This is a genomic window from Streptomyces sp. Ag109_O5-1, from assembly GCF_003814875.1.
GTDB classification, from domain to species: Bacteria; Actinomycetota; Actinomycetes; order Streptomycetales; family Streptomycetaceae; genus Streptomyces; species Streptomyces sasae.
This window is the reverse complement of record NZ_RKQF01000001.1, coordinates 7,272,731-7,291,640: the sequence shown is the minus strand read 5'-3', so window position 1 is coordinate 7,291,640 and position 18,910 is coordinate 7,272,731. Positions and strand designations below refer to the sequence as shown.

Here is an 18,910-nt window from a genome sequence, read left to right as displayed (position 1 = left end):
TCTCCCCGGTGAGCACCGACGCCCTGGTCCGGCGCGCCGTACACGGCTCCACCGCCCTGCGCGGCGGCCGGGTCCGGAGACTCACCCCGTACCAGGTCTTCGGCCTGCTGTTCTGGCTGCTGCTGACCTTGGCGTACTGGCGGGTGCCGCCGTGCTGCGAGGCCGGTCAGCACGCGGCGGCGGTGGAGCGGCTGCGGGCGGGCCTGGCGGCAGGTGCCGTGTCCCCGTATGTGCTCGCGCAGGGCGCGCTCGCCCGGCTGACCGGGCTGACGGGCTGGCAGCTGCTGCGGGTGTGCGGGCCGGTCAATCTGCTGGTCCTGCTGACGGGCCTCGGCCGACTGGTCCGCGTCCTCACCCCGCGGCCCTGGGCACCGGTGCTGGCGCTGGGCTTCATGGCCGTGCTCTGGGGCACGGCACCGGGCCGGGGCGCCGGCTCGCTGGCCTTGCTGCCGCTGTCCGGCAGCCTCGGTTACCCGTCCGCGTTCGCTCTCGGCCTCACCTTCTGGGCCTGGGCCCTGACCGGCACCCGGGCGCGTGATCTGCGCCGGGTGCGCTATGTCGGCCCGACCGGCCTGCGCAGCCTGTCCGGGTACGCGGCGCTCGGGGCGCTGTACGGGGTGGTGGCGCTGATCGACCCGGTGACCGGCATCGGGGCGGGGGCCGGGGCGGTGGCGTTCGCGGCGGGTTGGCAGCGGGGATGGCGGGGCGCGGTGTGGGGGCGGTGGGGGCTGATGTGCGCGGTGGCGACCGGGGTGGCCGGATGCGGGGCGCACGCGCGGCTGCTGCCGCAGCCGTACGACGGGCTGACGGGCCGGTGCTGGCTGGCGCTGCTGCTGGGGGTGCCGGCACTGTGGCTGCGGGCGCGGCGGGCCGCGGGGCAGGTGTCCGGCCGGGCGGCCGCGCGGGTGTCCTGGCGGGGGGCCACGGGGGTGTCCCGGCGGGCGGTGTGGCTCGCGGCCTGGCGTGAGCCGCTGGTCCTGCTGTTCGCGCTGGAGTGCCTGGTGACGGCGTACGGCTTCGGCACGCTGCTCGGGCTCGCCCTGCTGGCACCGCAGTGCGCGCTGGCCGTGGAGCTGGCGGCGGAGAGGCCCTGGCCCGGGTGGCGGCGGGCGCTCGGCTGGGCCGCGGCCGGCGGGGCCTGCCTGGGCTTTCTGGCCGCGCAGGCCGGGGCGGTGGTACCGCGCTCGGTGGATCCGGTCGGTTTCGCACAGCCGCCGCGCTGGCCGTCGTACGACTGGGCGGCCCGGCACATCGGCCCCGGGGAACCGGTGGCCACGGACGCCTACTACGCCGTCCGGCTGCTCCCCGGTTACGGCATCGAGCTGGCCGACGGCCACGACCACCGCCCCCGGGTGCGCTGGCTGCTGCTGACGCGGCAGGAGCGGCTGCCCGAGGAGGCGGTGGTCGTGGACTGGAGCCGGCGGACCGGGGAGGTGCTCGCGCGGCTCACCCGTAGGAGGGAGGTACCCGGGGTGACTACTCGACGATGAGCTCGACCGGGATGTTGCCCTTGGTGGCCTTGGAGTAGGGGCAGTAGGCGTGGGCCTGGTGGACCAGCTTCTCGCCGGTCTCGTTGGCGAGCTCCTCGGGGAGCTCGACGCGCAGGGTGACCTTGAGCGCGAAGCCGCCGTCGGTCTCGTCCTTGCCGATGCCGACCTCGGCGGTGACGGAGATCTCGCCGGTGTCGACCTTGGCCTGGCGGCCGATGGCGCCCAGGGCGCTGGCGAAACAGGCGGCGTAACCGGCGGCGAAGAGCTGCTCGGGGTTGGTGCCCTGGCCGTTGCCACCCAGCGCGGGCGGGAACGCCAGCGTGAGGTCCAGCTGCCCGTCCGAGCTGACCGCCCGTCCCTCTCGGCCGGTGGCGGTGGCAGCTGCGGTGTAGAGCGCGTCCATGGAAGACCATCCCTCTCGAAGTTCGGTGTTCCGGCGGCCCTGTTCCGGCCGCCCTCACGACCACAAGTAGAGCACACAATTCAGTTGCGCACAACTTAATGGCTCGCAAGCGCTACGCTTGAGCCATGACCGCGACAACCCCGACACCGGCCCCCGAAGCGGAGTGGCTCCGCCTGGACCGCCAGATCTGCTTCTCCCTGCACGCCGCGTCCCGCGCCTTCAACAGCGTCTACCGCGTGATCCTCAAGGACCTCGGGCTCACCTACCCGCAGTACCTGGTGATGCTGGTGCTGTGGGAACAGGGCGACCTTCCGGTCAAGAAGCTCGGCGAACACCTGCGCCTGGACTCCGGCACCCTGTCACCCCTGCTCAAGCGCCTGGAGGCGGCGGGCCTGGTACACCGCGAGCGCAGCGCCCGGGACGAGCGTTCGGTGGAGGTACGGCTGACGGAGGCGGGCGTGGCGCTGCGGGAGCAGGCGCTGGAGGTGCCGCGGAGGATCGTGGCGGCGACGGGCTTCGACGTGGACGAGATCCGGGACCTGAAGGCGCGGCTGGACCAGCTGACGGGAACGCTGGATGCCGCCGCCCTGGAAGAAGGCTCGTGCTGAAGCGCCCCTTCTTCTAGGGGCGCGGGGCTGTTGTCGATCTGCGGCCACCGCCGCGCGGGCGCGATCAGCCCCCACCGGCCGAAAGCCGGGACTCAGCCGGACCCGCCCGCATCCGCCTGGATCGGCCGCACATACAACCGAAGCGCCACCCGATCGATGACCATCTCCTGCCGAAGCACGAACTGCTGGTTCAGCACGGCGAGTTTGGCCCGCTCCGTCGGCAGCCGCGGCCGGTACCCGCTCACCAGCGCATACTTCTCCATCACGGCCCACACCTCGTCGACCCCCGCCAACCGCCGCCGCAGCGTCGCCGCCCCCACCTCACGCCCGTACAACGTCCCCGACGCCGGCCCCGACTCGGCCAGTGCGATGTCCCGCGTGCGGGTGAAGTCGGCGGGATACGCGAGCTCCGCCCCGCGCGCATGCGCCGGCAGGAACAGCACCGGGTCGCCTGGCCGCAGCGTACGGGCCACGGCCCTTGCCACCGCTCCGAGGTCGTCTGGGCGGGTGCCCGCCACCCGGTCCGACCGCAGCAGCGGAACCTGGTGGGTGAAGGCGAGGACGACCGCCAGTACCCCCGCCAGGGTGAACGCGGGCGACCGGGGCGTGATCGCGGTGCCGCGGGGCCAGAGCCGGCCGAGCACCCCGGCGACCCGGTCCGCGCCGAGCGCCACCAGCAGCGGCGCCCCGGCGAGCGCGTACAGCACATACCGGTCGACGTACAGCGGTGTGAGCTGCGAGGCCAGCATCAACGCCACCGGCGGCAGCACCGCCAGCGGCAGTGCGACCGCCGCGAGGGTCACCTCACCGCGCCGGCCCACCAGCCGGGTCAGCCCGAGCAGCGCGAGCGCCAGGCACGCCCAGTACACCCGGTCCGTCGGGCCGAGGTACTGGCGCAGCAGATCCTGCGCGGTCTCCAGGTCCGGCTCCGTGAGCCATGCGACCTGGGCCGACTGCCCGTGCGAGACGACGACCATCGGCAGCAGCGACAGCGCCACGCCCCCGGCCGCGCAGCACCACCCCCGCCACACCCTTCCCGACGAACGGGCCAGCACCAGGGTTCCCGCGTGCGCGAGCAGCAGCAGGACCGCGAACTCGTGCAGCCAGCAGGTGACTCCGAGGACGGCGCCGTATTGGCACCAGGCCCGGCGGCCGCCTTCCGTCGCCGCCCGGGCGAAGAGCAGCGTCGCGCCGGTGGCGCCCGCGGCGACGAGGGCGTAGGAGCGGCCCTCCTGCGCGTAGTGGCCGACCAGGGGCGTGACCGCATACAGCAGTCCGGCCCACAGGCCGACGCGCGGCCGGGCGAGGCGGGCGCCGAGGGTGGCCACCAGCGCCGCGGTGACGGCCGCCGCGCAGACCGAGGGCAGCCGCAGGACGACCTCGCCGGGGTGGCCGGGGTCGGCGGCGAGGACGAGGTGCATCAGCAGGTAGTACAGGCCGTGCACGGCGTCCACGCCGTGCAGCAGCCGCCAGATCTGCGGGACCGTGCGCCGGGCGACCTGGTAGGTGACGGCTTCGTCGCGCCACATCCCGCCGCGATGGAGCCCCCAGAGCCCGATCGCGAGCATCACCGCGGCCGGGGCGGCCACGACGAGGGGACGGCGCGCACGGCCGGCTTCCGCCGTCCGCGATGTTCGCGGATCCGCTTGCTGCGCCTGTACCTTCTGCGCCTGTACCTTCCGCGCCCGCGCTTTCTGCGCATGTGCTTTCAGCGGATGTGCTTTTTCAAGAGGCCCGATGCTCACCACGGCCCGATCTTTTGCGATTAGCCAATATTTGCCATGTATTGACGGCGTATCGGCATGAATACACCATCCGGGCGGCTTACGCTCGCAGTTGATGAATCGCCGCCCGTACTTCCCGCTCCCACGCGTCCCGTTCGCCCCGGCTGTTCGACTCCCGCGCCTCCCGCGCCTCCCGCGGTCCGGGCGCATCCCCTGTCCGCCGCATCTCGCACGTCTCCTCTGTCTCGCCGTCGCCTGGCTCGCCACGCGCGCGTCGATGCTGTGGCTCCTCGCCCACAACAACGAGCGAGTCCTGGGACACGGAGCGGTCGCGCGCGAAGTGTGGCGGCTGTACTTCCACTGGTACGGCGTCCTGTCGCACGGCGCGTTCCCGGCGCACGACAGGTTGTGGCAGTACCCGCCGGGCGCCGGTGCGGTGCTGTTCGCGCCGGGACTGGTTCCCGGGCTCAGCTACTTCCAGGCGTTCGTGGCGCTCACCCTGGCCAGCGACGCGCTGATCACGGCGGCGCTCGCCCACGCGGGCCGGCGTCGCGGCCGTACTCTCCTGGGCGCCGCGTTCTGGACCGGCGGTCTCCCCCTGCTGCTGCACCTCCCGCTCGTCCGCTACGACGTGGAGGTCACCGCCTTCGCCGTGCTCTCCCTGCTGGCGTTGTCGCGCTCCACGCGCGCGTGCGGGGCGCTCGCGGCACTGGGCGCGCTGGTGAAGGTGTGGCCGGCGCTGGCGCTGCTGGGAATCCCGCGCGGGCGCCCGACCCGCTCGGCCTGGCTGTCCGCGGCCCTGACCGGGGCCGTGACCCTCACCGCGTTCCTCCTCTCGTTCCGCAACCCCCTGGCCTTTCTCCGCCAACAGGGCGGCCGGGGTGTGCAGATCGAGTCCCTCGGCGGCACCGCCCTCAGCCTGGCGCGGCACGCCGGCTGGCGGGGCACGGTCCGCTACCGGTACGGCGCGATGGAATTCGTCGGCCCGCATGTGCACGCCGTCGCGACCGCGTCCCTCGCGCTCACCGCGGCCGCCTTCGCGCTCCTGGTGCTGTGGCGCGTCCGCGCCAGTCACTGGACCGCGGCCACCCCGTACGACGCGGCGCTGAGCGCCGTGCTTCTCTTCACCGTCACCAGCCGCGTGATCAGCCCGCAGTACATGATCTGGCTGCTGGGCCTGGCCGCCGTGTGCCTGACGTCCCGGCACACCACACAGCGCCCGGTCGCCGCGCTGATCGCGGCGGCGACCGCGATCAGCTCCGTCGCCTACCCCGCCTACTACTCCGAGGTCATCGGCTGCACCTGGACGGGCTGCCTGCTGATGCTCGCCCGCAACGGCCTGCTGGCCACCGCCGCCGTCCTCTCCTTCACCCGCCTGTGGCGCGCCACGCGCCGCCCGGGAGCCGTCGTGCGGATCCCGTGGACGACGGGGAGCCACATCAGCCGTCCGCTGTTGTCGCCGGCACCTGCTTCACTGAAGGTTGACCGCGGCTGACGAACACCACGGGCTGACAGACGGAGGGGACCGCCACACATGACCTGGCTGATCACCGGCGGCGCCGGTTACATCGGGGCGCATGTCGTACGCGCGATGACCGAGGCGGGCGAACGGACGGTGGTGTACGACGACCTGTCCACCGGTATCGCCGGGCGTCTGCCCGAGGACGTCCCGCTGGTGACGGGCTCGACGCTGGACGGCGAGAAGGTCGCGCGTGCCCTGGCCGAGCACGAGGTGACCGGGGTGGTGCACCTGGCGGCGAAGAAGCAGGTGGGCGAGTCGGTGGAGCGTCCCCTGCACTACTACCACGAGAACGTCGAAGGCCTGCGGGTGCTGCTCCAGGCGGTGACGGAGGCGGGCGTTCCCTCCTTCGTGTTCTCCTCCTCCGCGGCGGTCTACGGCATGCCGGACGTCGAACTGGTGACGGAGGAGACGCCGTGCGCGCCGATGTCGCCGTACGGCGAGACGAAGCTGGCGGGCGAGTGGCTGGTCCGCGCGACCGGCCGGGCGACCGGTCTCTCGACGGCCTCCCTGCGCTACTTCAACGTGGCGGGTGCGGCGAGCCCCGAACTCGCCGACGTCGGCGTCTTCAACATCGTCCCCATGGTCTTCGAGAAACTCACGGAGAACGCCCCGCCGCGCATCTTCGGCGACGACTACCCGACGCCGGACGGCACCACCATCCGCGACTACATCCACGTGGTGGACCTGGCCGAGGCCCATGTGGCCGCGGCCCGCGCCCTCCAGGCCGAGCCGGGCCGCGAGCTGACCCTCAACATCGGGCGCGGGGAGGGCGTGTCGGTCCGCGAGATGATCGACCGCATCAACGCGGTCACCGGCTACGACCTCCCTCCGGCCGTCGCCCCCCGCCGCCCCGGCGACCCGGCCCGCGTGGTCGCCTCCGCGGACCGCATCACCACCGAACTCGCCTGGAAGGCCAAACACGACATCCGGGACATGATCACCTCGGCCTGGGAGGGCTGGGTACGCCTGCACCCGGAGGCGGCCAGGGGCTGAGTCCACACGGCCCCGGAGGCAGCCAGGGACGGTCCCGCACTAAGCCCGAGACCGTCCCGGACTGCCACACACAAACTCGGAGACACCCCCGGGCGAACCCCTGACCGCCCCGGAGGCTGCCCCCGCACAGCCCACAGACGCCCCTCGGGACCGAGCCACGCTCGAGCCCCGAGACGGCCCTGGGCGGTCCCGCATACCGGGCCGGAGTCAAGCCGCGCGCCCGCTCTGTGCACCGGGCCGGAGCCGGACGATGTCTGTCACCCCGGTCCGGCGGTCGGGTTCGTGGGGTGAGGTGGGGTGGTCAGTTCGTGGTGCGGCGGGCCTGTCTGAGCTGCTCCGAGACGGCCCAGGCGTCCGCCACCGGGCCCATGTGGGCGAGTTTGTCGGGGTTCAGGACCAGGCGGATCGCCTGGACGCGGCCGTCGAGGATGTCGAGGGCGAAGGTCTGGAGGATCTTGCCGTCGCGGTCGTGGAAGACCGCGCCCGGCTGGCCGTTGACCTCGTGCCGTTCGCAGGTCACCTCGACCCGGGCCAGCACCGGGAAGACGGCGGCGAGGAGGCGGGCCACGTTCTGCGCGCCGGCGACCGCCCGGGCCAGCTGCGGGGCCTTGCCGCCGCCGTCGCCGACCAGCGACACGTCGGCGGCGAGCAGGTCCTGCAGGCCGGCCATGTCGCCTTCGTGGAGGGCCTCGAAGAAGCGGGACGCCAGTGCGTCGCGCTCCCGCCGGTCCGCTTCGAAGCGGGGGCGGCCCTCGGCCATGTGGCGCCGGGCCCGGACCGCCAGCTGACGGCACGCGGCCTCCGAGCGGCCCACCGCCGACGCGACCTCGGGGAAGCCGAAGTCGAAGACCTCGCGAAGGACGAAGACGGCTCGCTCCAGGGGACTGAGCCGCTCCAGGAGCAGCAGCGCCGCAATCGACACCGAGTCGGCCAGCTCCGCCGACCGCACCGGATCCTCGTAGGGGTCGGCGAGCAGCGGCTCCGGGAACCACGGGCCGACATACGCCTCGCGCCGTACGCGGGCCGAGCGCAGTACGTCGATCGAGATCCGGGTCACCGCGGCAGACAGGAACGCCTTCGGCGACCTCACCTCCGTCGGCGAGCCCTCGAACCGCAGCCAGGTCTCCTGCACCGCGTCCTCGGCCTCGCTCACGCTGCCCAGGATCCGGTACGCGATGGAGAACAGCAGCGGCCGCAGTTCCTGGAACTCCTCGGTCCTGTTCATGTCCACTCCCCCTTCGGCGACCACGGCCGGGCCGGTCAGAAGGACCCGGGGCCGAACCGGCCCACCGCGACGGCCAGCGCGATCACGAGGTAGACCAGGTTCAGCGCCACGAACGCCCGTTCACCGCGCCGGCCGTGGGTGATCATCGCGCCGGCCATCAGCAGGATCCAGCACACGGCGGTCACCGGCACCAGTACCGGTGCGATACCGGTGACGGCGGGCAGCACGAGCCCCGCCGCGGCCAGGAGTTCGAGGATGCCGAGCGTCTTCACGAAGCCGTCGCCGACGTCACCGGTCCAGCCGCCGCCGTGGGCCGCGGCCAGCTTCTGTCTCGGCACGAACGTCTTGGTGATGCCACCGGTCAGAGCCACCGCGGCGAGCAGTCCGGCGGCGATCCACAGGGCGAGGTTCATCGTCCACTCCTTGATCGAGGATGCCTGCGCCCCCTACGACGAGACGGCCGTCCCGCCTGTGACATCACCCGGTCAGGTGCTTCAGAGCGCCTTCAGCGCCTCCGTGGTCCCACGGGCCAGCGCCGCCAGGTACCCCTTCGGCAGCTTCGGGGAGCGGATCACCACCGAACGCCAGTACAGCGGGCCGGAGATCAGGTCCATGGCCAGGTCGTCGTCGAGGCTCGCGGCGAGTTCACCGCGCCGCTGGGCCGACTCGATGATCTTGCTGGCGACGCCCTCCTGACCCTCCCGCAGCGTCTTCTGCATGGCCTCGGCGATGTCCGGGTTGCGGGCGGCCTCGGCCTGGAGGTCGGGGATGATCTGCGAGGCGACGGGGTGGCGCAGCGCACGGGACGTGACCTCGTACAGCAGCCGCAGGTCGCCCTCCAGGGAGCCGGTGTCGGGCACCGGCAGGCCCATCACGGCGAGGGCCGAGACGACGTCGAGGACCAGGTGCAGCTTGGAGCGCCAGCGGCGGTAGACCGCGGTCTTGCCGACGCCCGCACGGCGCGCGATGCCCTCGATGGACATCCTGGCGTACCCGACCGCCGCGAGTTCCTCGAAGACGGCGGCCCGGATGGCCTCGGTCACGTCCTCACGCAGGACGGCCGCCCCGGCGGGGGCTCGTCGGCGCGGACGCGTCTGGGACTCCTCGGCGTTCGTCGTCATGCCACCAGCATAGGGGCGTAACGACGAAACGGTTGCGTTGCGACGACACCCGCCACCCGATCGTCGCAACCACCCCACACTGAACGACTCCCTGCTCACCGCCGCATCGAATACGGCTCCGGCCCGTACTCCACAACGAATCGGTCGCGGCCCGACCTCGGGAGTGTCACGGCGCACACCAGTCCGTGACGACGAAACGGTTGCGTTCCGACGCCAACTCCGCCTACGCTCCCGTTGCGACGATACGGACCCGTCCCGACGTAAGAAAACGTGAAGAGAAGCGTAAGGAAACATCGGATGACGGGCCCGGCGCCCAGCCGGACGCCGCACCCCCTCCCCCCGAGTGAAAGCAGCGGATGTGACCCAGGTTCTCCACACACCGCCCCCTACCCCGGTCACGGCCGAGGACGACCTCGCGGCACTCGCCGCCCGGTACGGCCTCTCGGTCAGCGGCGCCCGTCCCTCCCTGCCGGAGTACGTCCGCCAGCTGTGGGAGCGGCGGCACTTCATCACCGCTTTCGCCACAGCCAAGCTCACCGCCCAGTACGCCCAGGCGAAGCTCGGCCAGATCTGGCAGGTCATGACCCCGCTGCTGAACGCGGCGGTGTACTACTTCATCTTCGGTGTCCTGCTCGGCACCAAGCGGCACGTGCCGGACTACATCCCGTTCCTGGTCACCGGCGTGTTCATCTGGACGTTCACGCAGAGCTCGATCATGGCCGGCACCCGGGCGATCTCCGGCAACCTCGGACTGGTCCGGGCCCTGCACTTCCCACGGGCCGCGCTGCCGATCTCGTTCGCGATCCAGCAACTCCAGCAGCTGCTGTTCTCGATGGCCGCCCTGGTCGTCATCCTGCTCTGCTTCGGCATCCCCCTCTCCGTCTCCTGGCTGCTGGCAATCCCGGCGCTGGCGCTGCAGTTCACCTTCAACACCGGCGTCGCGCTGGTCATGGCCCGAATGGGTGCGAAGACCCCGGACATCGCCCAGCTGATGCCGTTCATCCTGCGCACCTGGATGTACGTGTCCGGCGTGATGTGGAGCATCACCAAGCTGACCAAGGGCGACCACCTGCCTCACTGGGTGACGATCGCCCTGGAGACCAACCCGGCCGCCGTCTACATCGACCTCATGCGCTACGCGCTGATCAAGAGCTTCCACTCCAGCCAGCTGCCCCCGCACGTGTGGGCGGCGGCGACCGGCTGGGCCCTGGTCGCCGGCGTCGGCGGCTTCATCTACTTCTGGAAGGCTGAGGAGACGTACGGCCGTGGCTGAGAACGTGAACGACACCCGCATCCCCACGGTCGTCGCGGACAGCGTCGACATCATCTACCGGGTCCACGGCACCGGCGCCGGACGCGGCTCCGCCACCGCCGCCCTCAACCGCATGGTGCGGCGCAAGCAGGCCGAGAAGGCCGCGGGCACCCGCCTCGTGCACGCCGTCAAGAACGTCTCCTTCGTCGCCTACAAGGGCGAGGCGATCGGCCTGATCGGCACCAACGGCTCCGGCAAGTCCACCCTGCTCAAGGCCGTCGCCGGCCTGCTCCCGGTGGAGAACGGCGCCATCTACACCGACGGCCAGCCCTCTCTCCTCGGCGTCAACGCGGCCCTGATGGGCGACCTGACCGGCGAGAAGAACGTCTACCTCGGCGGCCTCGCCATGGGCATGTCCCGCGAGGAGATCAAGGAGCGTTACCAGGACATCGTCGACTTCTCCGGCATCAACGAGAAGGGCGACTTCATCACCCTCCCGATGCGGACCTACTCCTCCGGCATGGGCGCCCGGCTCCGCTTCTCCATCGCCGCCGCCAAGGACCATGACGTCCTGCTCATCGACGAGGCGCTGGCCACCGGTGACGCGGCCTTCCGCAGGCGTTCCGAGGAGCGCATCCGTGAGCTGCGCGAGCACGCGGGCACCGTGTTCCTCGTCAGCCACAACAACGCCTCGATCCGGGACACCTGCGAACGCGTGCTGTGGCTGGAGCGCGGTGTGCTGCGCATGGACGGACCGACCGAGGACGTCCTCGCGGAGTACGAGGCCTTCACCGGCGACAAGTCCGCGAAGCCGAAGCAGGCCGCCGGCCCGAAGGTCCCGCAGCCTTCCTGAACCGAGCGGCAACGTGAAAGGCGCCCCGAGCCTCACCGGCCCGGGGCGCCTTTCATGTCGTACGGCTACGAATGTCGTACGGCTACGAATGCGTCCGCAGCAGCGTCCGCATCGTGCGCATGGCCACCGACAGGTTGGCCAGGTCGAAGGAGTCCGAACTGCGGATCTCCTCCAGGGTGGCGCGGGCCCGGCCCAGGATCGCGGTGTTCTTCTGCTCCCAGGCCTGGTAGCGCTGCTCGGGCGTCGAGGTGCCGTTGCCGGCGGCCAGGACGTCGGCGGTGAGCATCGCGTGCGCCGCGTACAGGTCCTCGCGGATGGAGGCGCGGGCCATCGACTGCCAGCGGTCGGCCCGCGGGAGTTCGATGATGCGGTCCATCAGCTGGGTGACGCCGAGACGGTCGGCGAGGTCGTAGTAGACCTCGGCGACGTCCAGCGGCTCCTTGCCCGTGCGGTCGGCCACCGAGACGATGTCCAGCGCCGGGAAGGCGGAGGAGAAGCCGGCCACGCGGGTGGCGAGCTCGTCGGGCACACCGGCGCCGGACAGCTCGTCGTACACGTGCTGGTACCACTCCAGGTCCGCGCCGCGCAGGAGCTTCGGCAGCTGCTGCCAGACCTGTTCGACCCGCTCGGAGAAGAAGTCGACGGTCTCCAGCAGCTGCAGCGGCTGCGGCCGGTTGTTGAGCAGCCAGCGGGTGCCGCGCTCGACCAGCCGGCGCGAGTGCAGTCGGATCCGGGTCTGGACGGCCGCGTCGACCTTGTTGTCCAGTTCCTCGACCGCGTCCCACACCGGCGCCGAGCGGAAGATGGCGCGGGCCGCGGTCTGCGCCCGGACGATCTCCTCGAGGGAGGCCCCGGTCTCCTCGCGCAGCCGGTGCAGATAGGTCGTACCACCGGTGTTGACCGTGTCGTTGACCAGGACCGTGGTCGTGATCTCGCGGCGCAGCGGGTGGGTGGCGAGCGCGGCGGCGAACTGCTCGCGCAGGGCCGTCGGGAAGTACGCGTGCAGCAGGCTGCTCAGGTACGGGTCGTCGGGCAGCGTGGTCGCCAGCAGCTCGTCGGAGACCGTGATCTTCGTGTACGCCAGCAGGACGGCCGTCTCAGGACCCGTCAGGCCCTGCCCGGAGCCGAGGCGCTCGCGGATCTGGCGGTCGGTGGGCAGGAACTCCAGGGCCCGGTCGAGGTGCCCCTCGCGCACCAGGTGGCGCAGGAACCGCTGCTGGGCGTGGAGCATGTCCCCGGACTGGGCCAGCGCATTGGCGATGGCCACGTTCTGCGCGTAGTTGTTGCGCAGCACCAGGGCGCCGACCTCGTCGGTCATCTCGGCCAGCAGCTTGTTGCGCTGCTTGACCGTCATGTCGCCGTCCGCGACCACACCGTTGAGCAGGATCTTGATGTTCACCTCGTGGTCGGAGGTGTCCACACCCGCGCTGTTGTCGATGGCGTCGGTGTTGATCTTGCCGCCCTGCCGGGCGAACTCGATCCGGCCGAGCTGTGTCAGGCCCAGGTTGCCGCCCTCGCCGACGACCTTGACGCGCAGGTCGGCGCCGTCGACGCGGATGGCGTCGTTGGCCTTGTCGCCGACGTCCGCGTTCGACTCGGTCGACGCCTTGACGTACGTGCCGATGCCGCCGTTCCACAGCAGGTCGACCGGCGCCTCCAGGATCGCCTTCATCAGGTCGGCCGGGGTCAGCTTGGCGACCTTGTCCTCGATGCCGAGGGCCTCGCGGATGTGGCCGTTGACCGGGATGGCCTTGGCGCTGCGCGGGAAGATCCCGCCGCCCGCCGAGAGCAGCTCGGTGTTGTAGTCGCCCCAACTGGAACGGGGCAGGTCGAACAGACGGCGGCGCTCGGCGTAGGAGGTGGCCGCGTCCGGGTTCGGGTCGATGAAGATGTGCCGGTGGTCGAAGGCGGCGACCAGGCGGATGTGCTCACTGAGCAGCATGCCGTTGCCGAACACGTCACCGGACATGTCACCGATGCCGACGACGGTGAAGTCCTCGCTCTGGGTGTCGACGCCCAGCTCACGGAAGTGCCGCTTCACCGACTCCCAGGCACCGCGGGCGGTGATGCCCATGCCCTTGTGGTCGTAGCCCGCGGAGCCGCCGGAGGCGAAGGCGTCGCCGAGCCAGAAGTTGTAGCTGCCGGCGACCTCATTGGCGATGTCGGAGAACGTCGCCGTGCCCTTGTCGGCCGCGACCACCAGGTAGGTGTCGTCCTCGTCGTGCCGGACCACGTCCTGCGGCGGGACGACGTCACCGGCCACCATGTTGTCGGTGATGTCGAGCAGCGCCGAGATGAACGTCTTGTAGCTGGCGATGCCCTCGGCCAGCCAGGCGTCCCGGTCCTTCGACGGGTCCGGCAGCTGCTTGGCGACGAAGCCGCCCTTGGCGCCGACCGGCACGATGACGGTGTTCTTCACCATCTGCGCCTTGACCAGGCCGAGGATCTCGGTGCGGAAGTCCTCACGCCGGTCGGACCAGCGCAGACCGCCGCGCGCGACCTTGCCGAAGCGCAGGTGCACACCCTCGACACGCGGCGAGTACACCCAGATCTCGTACGCCGGGCGGGGCGCCGGCAGGTCGGGGATGGCCTGCGGGTCGAACTTCATGGACACGTACGCGTGCGGCTCGCCGGCGGCCGACTCCTGGAAGAAGTTGGTGCGCAGCGTCGCCTTGATGACGGTCAGGAAGGAGCGCAGGATGCGGTCCTCGTCGAGCGAGGCGACCTGGTCGAGCGCCGCGTCCAGCTCCTCCAGGAGGGCGTCGGTGATCTCCAGGCCGGCCTTCTGCCGGTCCGGCGACATCCGCGCCTCGAACAGGGAGACGAGCAGCCGGGTGGTGTGGACGTTGTTGCGGAGAGTGGTCTCCATGTAGTCCTGGCTGAACGTGGAACCGGCCTGCCGCAGGTACTTGGCGTACGCCCGCAGCACCATCGCCTGGCGCCAGCTCAGCCCGGCGCTCAGCACCAGCGCGTTGAAGCCGTCATTCTCCGCGCGGCCGGTCCAGGTCGCCGCGAACGCCTCCTGGAACCGCTCACGCCCGTCCTCGCCCAGGTAGTCGCCGTTCGCGCTGCCCTGCACCTTCGGCACGCGCAGGCCGAAGTCGTAGATCCAGGCGGTCGCCCGGTCCGCGCAGCGCAGTTCGTACGGCCGCTCGTCGATCACCTCGACGCCGATCCGGTTCAGGACCGGCAGCACGGCCGACAGGGAGATCGCCGCACCCTTGCGGTAGATCTTGAAACGGCGCTCGTCGGGGGCGGCGCCCACCGGCTCGTAGAGGCTGAGCGCGAAGTCGTTGCCCGCCTCCTCGGTGAGCCGCTCCAGGTGCACGAGGTCGGCGACCGCCGCACGCGGGGTGTGGTCGGCCTTGTAGCCCTCGGGGAAGGAGTTGGTGTACTTGCGCAGCAGCTCGGCGGCGCGCTCCTCGCCGCACTCGGCGTTGAGCGCCTCGGCGAAGGCGTCGGCCCAGGAGCGGGCCGCCTCGACCAGACGGGCCTCGATGCGGTCCTTGTCGGCGTCAGACAGCTCGGGCAGCTCGGTGCCCTGCGGGACGCGGACGACGAAGTGCAGCCGGGAGAGGATCGACTCGGTGTTCCAGGCGGTGAAGTCGACGCTGGTGCCGCCGAGCTCCTCCTTCAGGATGTCGATGATCCGCAGCCGGACGCCGGTGGTGTAGCGGTCGCGGGGGAGGTAGACGAGGGCCGAGTAGTAGCGGCCGTATTCGTCCTGGCGCAGGTAGAGGCGGAGCCGGCGGCGTTCCTGCAGGTAGAGGACGCTGGTGACGATCGACTCCAGCTCGGGGACCGGGGTCTGGAACAGCTCGTCGCGGGGGTAGGTCTCCATGATCTGGAGCAGGTCGCGGCCGTCGTGGCTGTTGGGCGAGAACCCGGCCCGGTCGAGGACCGCGTCGACCTTGCGGCGGATGACCGGCACCCGGCGCACCGACTCGGTGTAGGCGGCGGACGAGAACAGGCCCAGGAAACGGCGCTCACCGACGACGTTGCCGTCCGCGTCGAACTTCTTGACGCCGATGTAGTCCAGGTAGGACGGCCGGTGCACGGTCGACCGGCTGTTCGCCTTGGTCAGGACGAGAAGCTTGTGCTCACGGGCCTTCGCGCGCGCGTCGGCCGGGAGCCGCTCGAAGGAGGGGCTGACCGGATGGCCCTCGTCGACGGCGTGGTGCGGGTCGGAGCGCAGGATGCCGAGGCCGGTGCCGGGCACGGCGGCCAGCGAGTCGTCCTCGCGGAGCTGGTACTCGCGGAAGCCGAGGAAGGTGAAGTGGTCGGCGGCCAGCCAGCGCAGCAGCTCGCGGGCCTCCTCGACCTCGGGGCGCGGCAGGTCGCCGGGCATCGGCTCCTCGCCGAGGTCCTCGGCGACGCGGACGGCCGCCTCCCGCATCTTCTCCCAGTCCTCGACGGCCTCGCGGACGTCGGACAGGACGCGCAGCAGATCGGCGGTGATCTGCTTGAGGTCGGAGCGGTCGGTCTCGCGGTCGATCTCGACGTGGATCCAGGACTCGAAGTGCGTGTCGTGCGGCAGGTCCTCGCCGGCGGCCGGGGTGGGCAGCACCTCGATCAGCTTGCCGGTGAGGTCACGGCGGACCACGAACTGCGGGTGGATGACGACGTGGATCCCGCGTCCCTGCCGCGTCAGCTCATTGGTGACCGAGTCGACGAGGAAGGGCATGTCGTCGGTGACGACCTCCACCACGGTGTGGCTGCAGGTCCACCCGTTCTCCTCGACGGTCGGGGTGTGGACCCGGACGTTGGCGGTGCCCTGCGGGCGGGTCTCGGCGAGACGGAAGTGCGAGACGGCGGCGCCGAAGACGTCGACCGGGTCGCGGTCGGCGAGGTCCTCCGGCGCTGTGTGCAGGTAGTAGCGCTGGAGGAACGCGAACACGGACTCCTGGTCCACCGCCCCCGTCGTCCCAGTCGGTAGGTGCCCCCCTGCCGGGCTGTTCTCAGCTACCCGGGCGGCCCGTTCGAGCAGCTCGGCCTTGGCTTCGTCCAGCTTGGTCTGCATTGTCCTCTGGCTCCTGTCGCGCGCCATTGCGTGACGTAGAAGGAAGTACGGGCTCTTCCCCCTGCGGCTCGACGCCACGGCCGGGGTGTCCGGTCTGCTCCGACGCTATGCCGCAAGGTGAGATGAGCGGGGGGCATTCAGCCATTCTCGACGCGCCCCGAGGGTGTGACGTCGCTCTCGGCGTCGCCACTGCCAGGGCTTTCTCCGATGCCCTCCGCCCGAGAAGACCAGCGACCGCCGCCCGGTCACGGAGGTGTTCCGTGCTCACCGGGCGCAGGGCAGGGGCGCTGACGCCCCCGCGAACTATCGCGCTGATCACGCCACCAAGGCTATCGCTCCCCACCCGGGGCCCGTCATGAGCCGTATGTGTACAAAACAGGGGGTGGAACTTTGACACTCTGCACAGGGACGGCGGCCCCCGGGAGGCTCACGCCACCAGCCGCTCCGCCTCCGCGACCGCCTCGGCCAGCGAGTCCACGACCGGTACGCCGGCCTCCTCCAGGCTTGCCCGGCCGTGCGAGCCCCCGGTGTACAGCACCGCCTGGGCGCCCGCCGCCTGCGCGGCCACCGCGTCGTCCGCCGCGTCCCCGATCACCACGGTCCGACCGGGCTCCACGTCCCCCAGGGTGCCCAGGTGCCGCACCATGTGCTCGGCCTTGCTGCCCCCGGACGGCCCGACCCGGCCCTCGACCCGTATGAAGTGCGGCTCGATCCCGAACCCCCGGACCAGCGGCACCAGTTCGTCATGCACGTACATGCTCAGCAGGGACTGGCTGTGCCCCGCCGAGCGCCACCCGGCCAGCAGCTCGGCCGCCCCCTCGGTCAGCCCGCACAGGCCGCGGTGCTCCGCGTAGTACCGGTGGAAGATGTCGTCCATGACCTCCCACTCGGCCTTCGTCGGCAGCCGCCCCATCAGCCGCTCGTAGAACCTCGGCACCGGCACGCAGTACAGCGCCCGATACTGCTCCAGCGTGATCGGCTCCAGGCCCAGCTCGGCCGAGGCCGCGTTCGTCGCCCCGATGATCGCCTCGTTGTCGTGGAACAGTGTTCCGTTCCAGTCCCAGACGATGTGTGCGCTGTCGTGCTTCCCCATGCCGAAAACGCTACCCGCCGCCACTGACAATCAAGACCATCGGCAGGTCATCGCAGGTCACAGTGGTTCAAGCGGGTCAGTCGAGCCCCACCAGGTTCCGGATCTCCTGCGTGGCGTACCAGAGCAGCTCGTGGTCCTCGGCCCCGTCCACGACGAACTGCGCGTCGTCGTCCCCGTCGTCCGCCGCCGCCAGCGCCCCGGCCGCGGCGGTCACGTCCTCCTCCGCGTCGTCGGAGTCGACGTGCACGGAGGCGGCCTTGGCCAGCGCGACCGTCCCGGTCACCCGGACCTCGCCCAGCGCGGCCGGGTCGAGCCCGCGGTCCGGGTCGACCGCCGCCGTACCGTCGGGCACGTCGACGGCGACCACGACCCGGCGCCGCATCGCGCCCGGGTCGGCGGCCAGCAGCCGCAGGGAGGCCAGCGCGGCCCGGTTGAGCGCGGCGTACTCCAGTTCCTCTATGTCGTCGGAGAGGTACCACTCGCGCAGGGCGGGGGTGACGGCGTAGGCGACGAACGGGCCGGTCCCCAGCTCGCCCGTCTTGTGCGCCTCGGCAAGCCCGGGGAGGGTCAGGGGGACGTAGACGCGCATGCTGGCCGCTCTCTTCCGGGCTCTTCGACTCTGCCTTCTCCCGAAGACCCTGGCGCCTCCCGGAGGGCCTTCAGGATACGTGCGGGCGTCCCCTTTCGGGTCCCGGGCGGTGACGCCGGAGGCGTCAACCCGACGCCCCGAGATTCACCCGGTCCCACCGCATGCCCAACGGGATTCCCCTACCGCTCACCACTCGGATAGGTGAACATTCCCGGGCCTCCGACACGGACCACCACCGCCTTGCTGACGCCTCCCCAGCCCCGTACAAGATCACCGACCGCAAGTTACCGCCCGGTACCCGCCGGGCCCGCCGAACGGTGACCCCCCATGAACAAAGTCATGACCAGGACCACCCAGCTCCGCCCGGCCACCCGCCCGCCCGGCCGCCGCGACTCCCGCCGCCCCGGCGCCCCCACCTCCCGCAGGCCGCTCACGCCTCCGGCGGCACCGCCGGGCCCACGCCCCACCGACCTCTTCGCGGAGCGCCTCCTCGCCGTCCTGAGCGGCCGACGCCCCGTGCACTGGATGCTCCGGCACACCGCGGGCCCCGCCTACGACGACCTGGCCCGCCTCGCCGCACGCGGCCCCCTGCGCACCCGCGGAACCGACCCCGTCGTCCGCGACATCGGCTACTACGTCCCCCGCACCGGCGCCCTCGAGGTCTTCGCCCGCATCGCCGCGGGCGACCAGCTCCGCGCCATGGCCTTCCGCCTCGAACAGGGCGAGGACCTGCGCTGGCGCTGCACGGCAGTGGAACTGGGCGGACCACGGGGGACGCGGGGCGACTGACGGGCGGCCCGCGTGCACCACAGGGCCACTGCCCGGCGGACCGCACGCCACGGGGGGCTGACGGGCGGGGCGCGTCCGCCGGGCAGGGCGGACGGCCGGCGCGGGGCCTCCGCGGGACGACTGGCGGAGGGGGCCCGCGTGTGCCGCGGGACCACTGCCCGGCGGGCCGCACGCCACGGGGCGAGCGGCGGGCGGGCCGTGGCGTGCGGCAGGCCCGCTCAGCCGCGC

The 18,910-nt window shown here is 71.6% G+C and carries 15 protein-coding genes; 7 read left to right on the top strand and 8 right to left on the bottom strand.

The window, feature by feature from the left end:
• Positions 1-8: 8 nt before the first annotated feature.
• Positions 9-1,490 carry a hypothetical protein gene (locus EDD90_RS33095; RefSeq protein ID WP_123976554.1) on the top strand — a complete coding sequence of 494 codons (1,482 nt, stop codon included), beginning with the start codon at positions 9-11 and terminating at the stop codon, positions 1,488-1,490.
• Here the strand turns inward: EDD90_RS33095 and EDD90_RS33090 are convergent.
• A complete protein-coding gene (locus EDD90_RS33090; RefSeq protein WP_123976553.1) occupies positions 1,477-1,893 on the bottom strand; it encodes an organic hydroperoxide resistance protein in 417 nt (138 codons plus the stop codon). The two genes, EDD90_RS33095 and EDD90_RS33090, sit on opposite strands and share 14 nt — an antisense overlap.
• A gap of 125 nt (positions 1,894-2,018) precedes the next feature.
• On the opposite strand from EDD90_RS33090, the gene EDD90_RS33085 reads away from it, so the two are divergent.
• Complete coding sequence (locus EDD90_RS33085) at positions 2,019-2,501, top strand: MarR family winged helix-turn-helix transcriptional regulator (protein ID WP_123976552.1); 483 nt, start codon at positions 2,019-2,021, stop codon at positions 2,499-2,501.
• A gap of 92 nt (positions 2,502-2,593) precedes the next feature.
• Here the strand turns inward: EDD90_RS33085 and EDD90_RS33080 are convergent, their stop codons facing one another.
• Positions 2,594-4,090, bottom strand: coding sequence for a glycosyltransferase family 39 protein (locus EDD90_RS33080; RefSeq protein ID WP_123976551.1), 1,497 nt, complete (start codon positions 4,088-4,090; stop codon positions 2,594-2,596).
• Between the two features lie 412 nt (positions 4,091-4,502).
• On the opposite strand from EDD90_RS33080, the gene EDD90_RS33075 reads away from it, so the two are divergent.
• Positions 4,503-5,720 (top strand): glycosyltransferase 87 family protein, encoded by a 1,218-nt coding sequence (locus tag EDD90_RS33075; protein WP_260328267.1) that lies wholly within the window; start codon positions 4,503-4,505, stop codon positions 5,718-5,720.
• A 39-nt stretch (positions 5,721-5,759) separates the two neighbouring features.
• On the top strand, positions 5,760-6,740 hold the full coding sequence (gene galE, locus EDD90_RS33070; protein ID WP_123976549.1) for a UDP-glucose 4-epimerase GalE: 981 nt from the start codon (positions 5,760-5,762) through the stop codon (positions 6,738-6,740).
• Positions 6,741-7,041: 301 nt separating this feature from the next.
• Here galE and EDD90_RS33065 read toward each other — a convergent pair whose 3' ends face one another.
• The 3 genes from EDD90_RS33065 to EDD90_RS33055 all read right to left on the bottom strand — a co-directional run bounded on the left by EDD90_RS33065 (position 7,042) and on the right by EDD90_RS33055 (position 9,086).
• Complete coding sequence (locus tag EDD90_RS33065; protein WP_123976548.1) at positions 7,042-7,965, bottom strand: RNA polymerase sigma-70 factor; 924 nt, start codon at positions 7,963-7,965, stop codon at positions 7,042-7,044.
• 35 nt (positions 7,966-8,000) lie between these two features.
• Positions 8,001-8,378, bottom strand: a complete 378-nt coding sequence (locus EDD90_RS33060) for a DoxX family protein (protein WP_123976547.1) — start codon at positions 8,376-8,378, stop codon at positions 8,001-8,003.
• Positions 8,379-8,459: 81 nt separating this feature from the next.
• Positions 8,460-9,086: a TetR/AcrR family transcriptional regulator gene (locus EDD90_RS33055; protein ID WP_123976546.1), complete on the bottom strand. Its 627-nt coding sequence runs from the start codon at positions 9,084-9,086 to the stop codon at positions 8,460-8,462.
• 358 nt (positions 9,087-9,444) lie between these two features.
• On the opposite strand from EDD90_RS33055, the gene EDD90_RS33050 reads away from it, so the two are divergent.
• Positions 9,445-10,359 (top strand): ABC transporter permease, encoded by a 915-nt coding sequence (locus EDD90_RS33050; RefSeq protein WP_123976545.1) that lies wholly within the window; start codon positions 9,445-9,447, stop codon positions 10,357-10,359.
• On the top strand, positions 10,352-11,191 hold the full coding sequence (locus EDD90_RS33045; RefSeq protein ID WP_123976544.1) for an ABC transporter ATP-binding protein: 840 nt from the start codon (positions 10,352-10,354) through the stop codon (positions 11,189-11,191). The genes EDD90_RS33050 and EDD90_RS33045 overlap by 8 nt, the downstream gene beginning before the upstream one ends.
• An 82-nt stretch (positions 11,192-11,273) precedes the next feature.
• Here EDD90_RS33045 and EDD90_RS33040 read toward each other — a convergent pair whose 3' ends face one another.
• The 3 genes from EDD90_RS33040 to EDD90_RS33030 form a co-directional block, all read right to left on the bottom strand.
• The gene (locus EDD90_RS33040) at positions 11,274-16,211 is read right to left on the bottom strand and encodes an NAD-glutamate dehydrogenase (RefSeq protein WP_123976543.1); all 4,938 of its coding nucleotides are present in this window, start codon (positions 16,209-16,211) and stop codon (positions 11,274-11,276) included.
• Between the two features lie 427 nt (positions 16,212-16,638).
• Positions 16,639-17,304 (bottom strand): HAD family hydrolase, encoded by a 666-nt coding sequence (locus EDD90_RS33035; RefSeq protein WP_123976542.1) that lies wholly within the window; start codon positions 17,302-17,304, stop codon positions 16,639-16,641.
• A 76-nt stretch (positions 17,305-17,380) separates the two neighbouring features.
• Entirely contained in the window at positions 17,381-17,893 is a 513-nt protein-coding gene (locus EDD90_RS33030; protein ID WP_123976541.1) for a DUF6912 family protein, read from the bottom strand.
• Positions 17,894-18,220: 327 nt separating this feature from the next.
• Here EDD90_RS33030 and EDD90_RS33025 point away from each other — a divergent pair, with 327 nt between their 5' ends.
• On the top strand, positions 18,221-18,682 hold the full coding sequence (locus EDD90_RS33025) for an Rv3235 family protein (RefSeq protein WP_123976540.1): 462 nt from the start codon (positions 18,221-18,223) through the stop codon (positions 18,680-18,682).
• Positions 18,683-18,910 lie beyond the last annotated feature (228 nt).

Bases quoted from the DNA above. Each gene is read 5' to 3' on its own strand.
- EDD90_RS33060 (WP_123976547.1), bottom strand. From the start codon at position 8,378: ATGAACCTCGCCCTGTGGATCGCCGCCGGACTGCTCGCCGCGGTGGCT.
- EDD90_RS33025 (WP_123976540.1), top strand. From the start codon at position 18,221: ATGAACAAAGTCATGACCAGGACCACCCAGCTCCGCCCGGCCACCCGC.
- EDD90_RS33090 (WP_123976553.1), bottom strand. From the start codon at position 1,893: ATGGACGCGCTCTACACCGCAGCTGCCACCGCCACCGGCCGAGAGGGA.
- EDD90_RS33055 (WP_123976546.1), bottom strand. From the start codon at position 9,086: ATGACGACGAACGCCGAGGAGTCCCAGACGCGTCCGCGCCGACGAGCC.
- galE (WP_123976549.1), top strand. From the start codon at position 5,760: ATGACCTGGCTGATCACCGGCGGCGCCGGTTACATCGGGGCGCATGTC.
- EDD90_RS33030 (WP_123976541.1), bottom strand. From the start codon at position 17,893: ATGCGCGTCTACGTCCCCCTGACCCTCCCCGGGCTTGCCGAGGCGCAC.
- EDD90_RS33085 (WP_123976552.1), top strand. From the start codon at position 2,019: ATGACCGCGACAACCCCGACACCGGCCCCCGAAGCGGAGTGGCTCCGC.
- EDD90_RS33065 (WP_123976548.1), bottom strand. From the start codon at position 7,965: ATGAACAGGACCGAGGAGTTCCAGGAACTGCGGCCGCTGCTGTTCTCC.
- EDD90_RS33075 (WP_260328267.1), top strand. From the start codon at position 4,503: ATGCTGTGGCTCCTCGCCCACAACAACGAGCGAGTCCTGGGACACGGA.
- EDD90_RS33040 (WP_123976543.1), bottom strand. From the start codon at position 16,211: ATGCAGACCAAGCTGGACGAAGCCAAGGCCGAGCTGCTCGAACGGGCC.
- EDD90_RS33035 (WP_123976542.1), bottom strand. From the start codon at position 17,304: ATGGGGAAGCACGACAGCGCACACATCGTCTGGGACTGGAACGGAACA.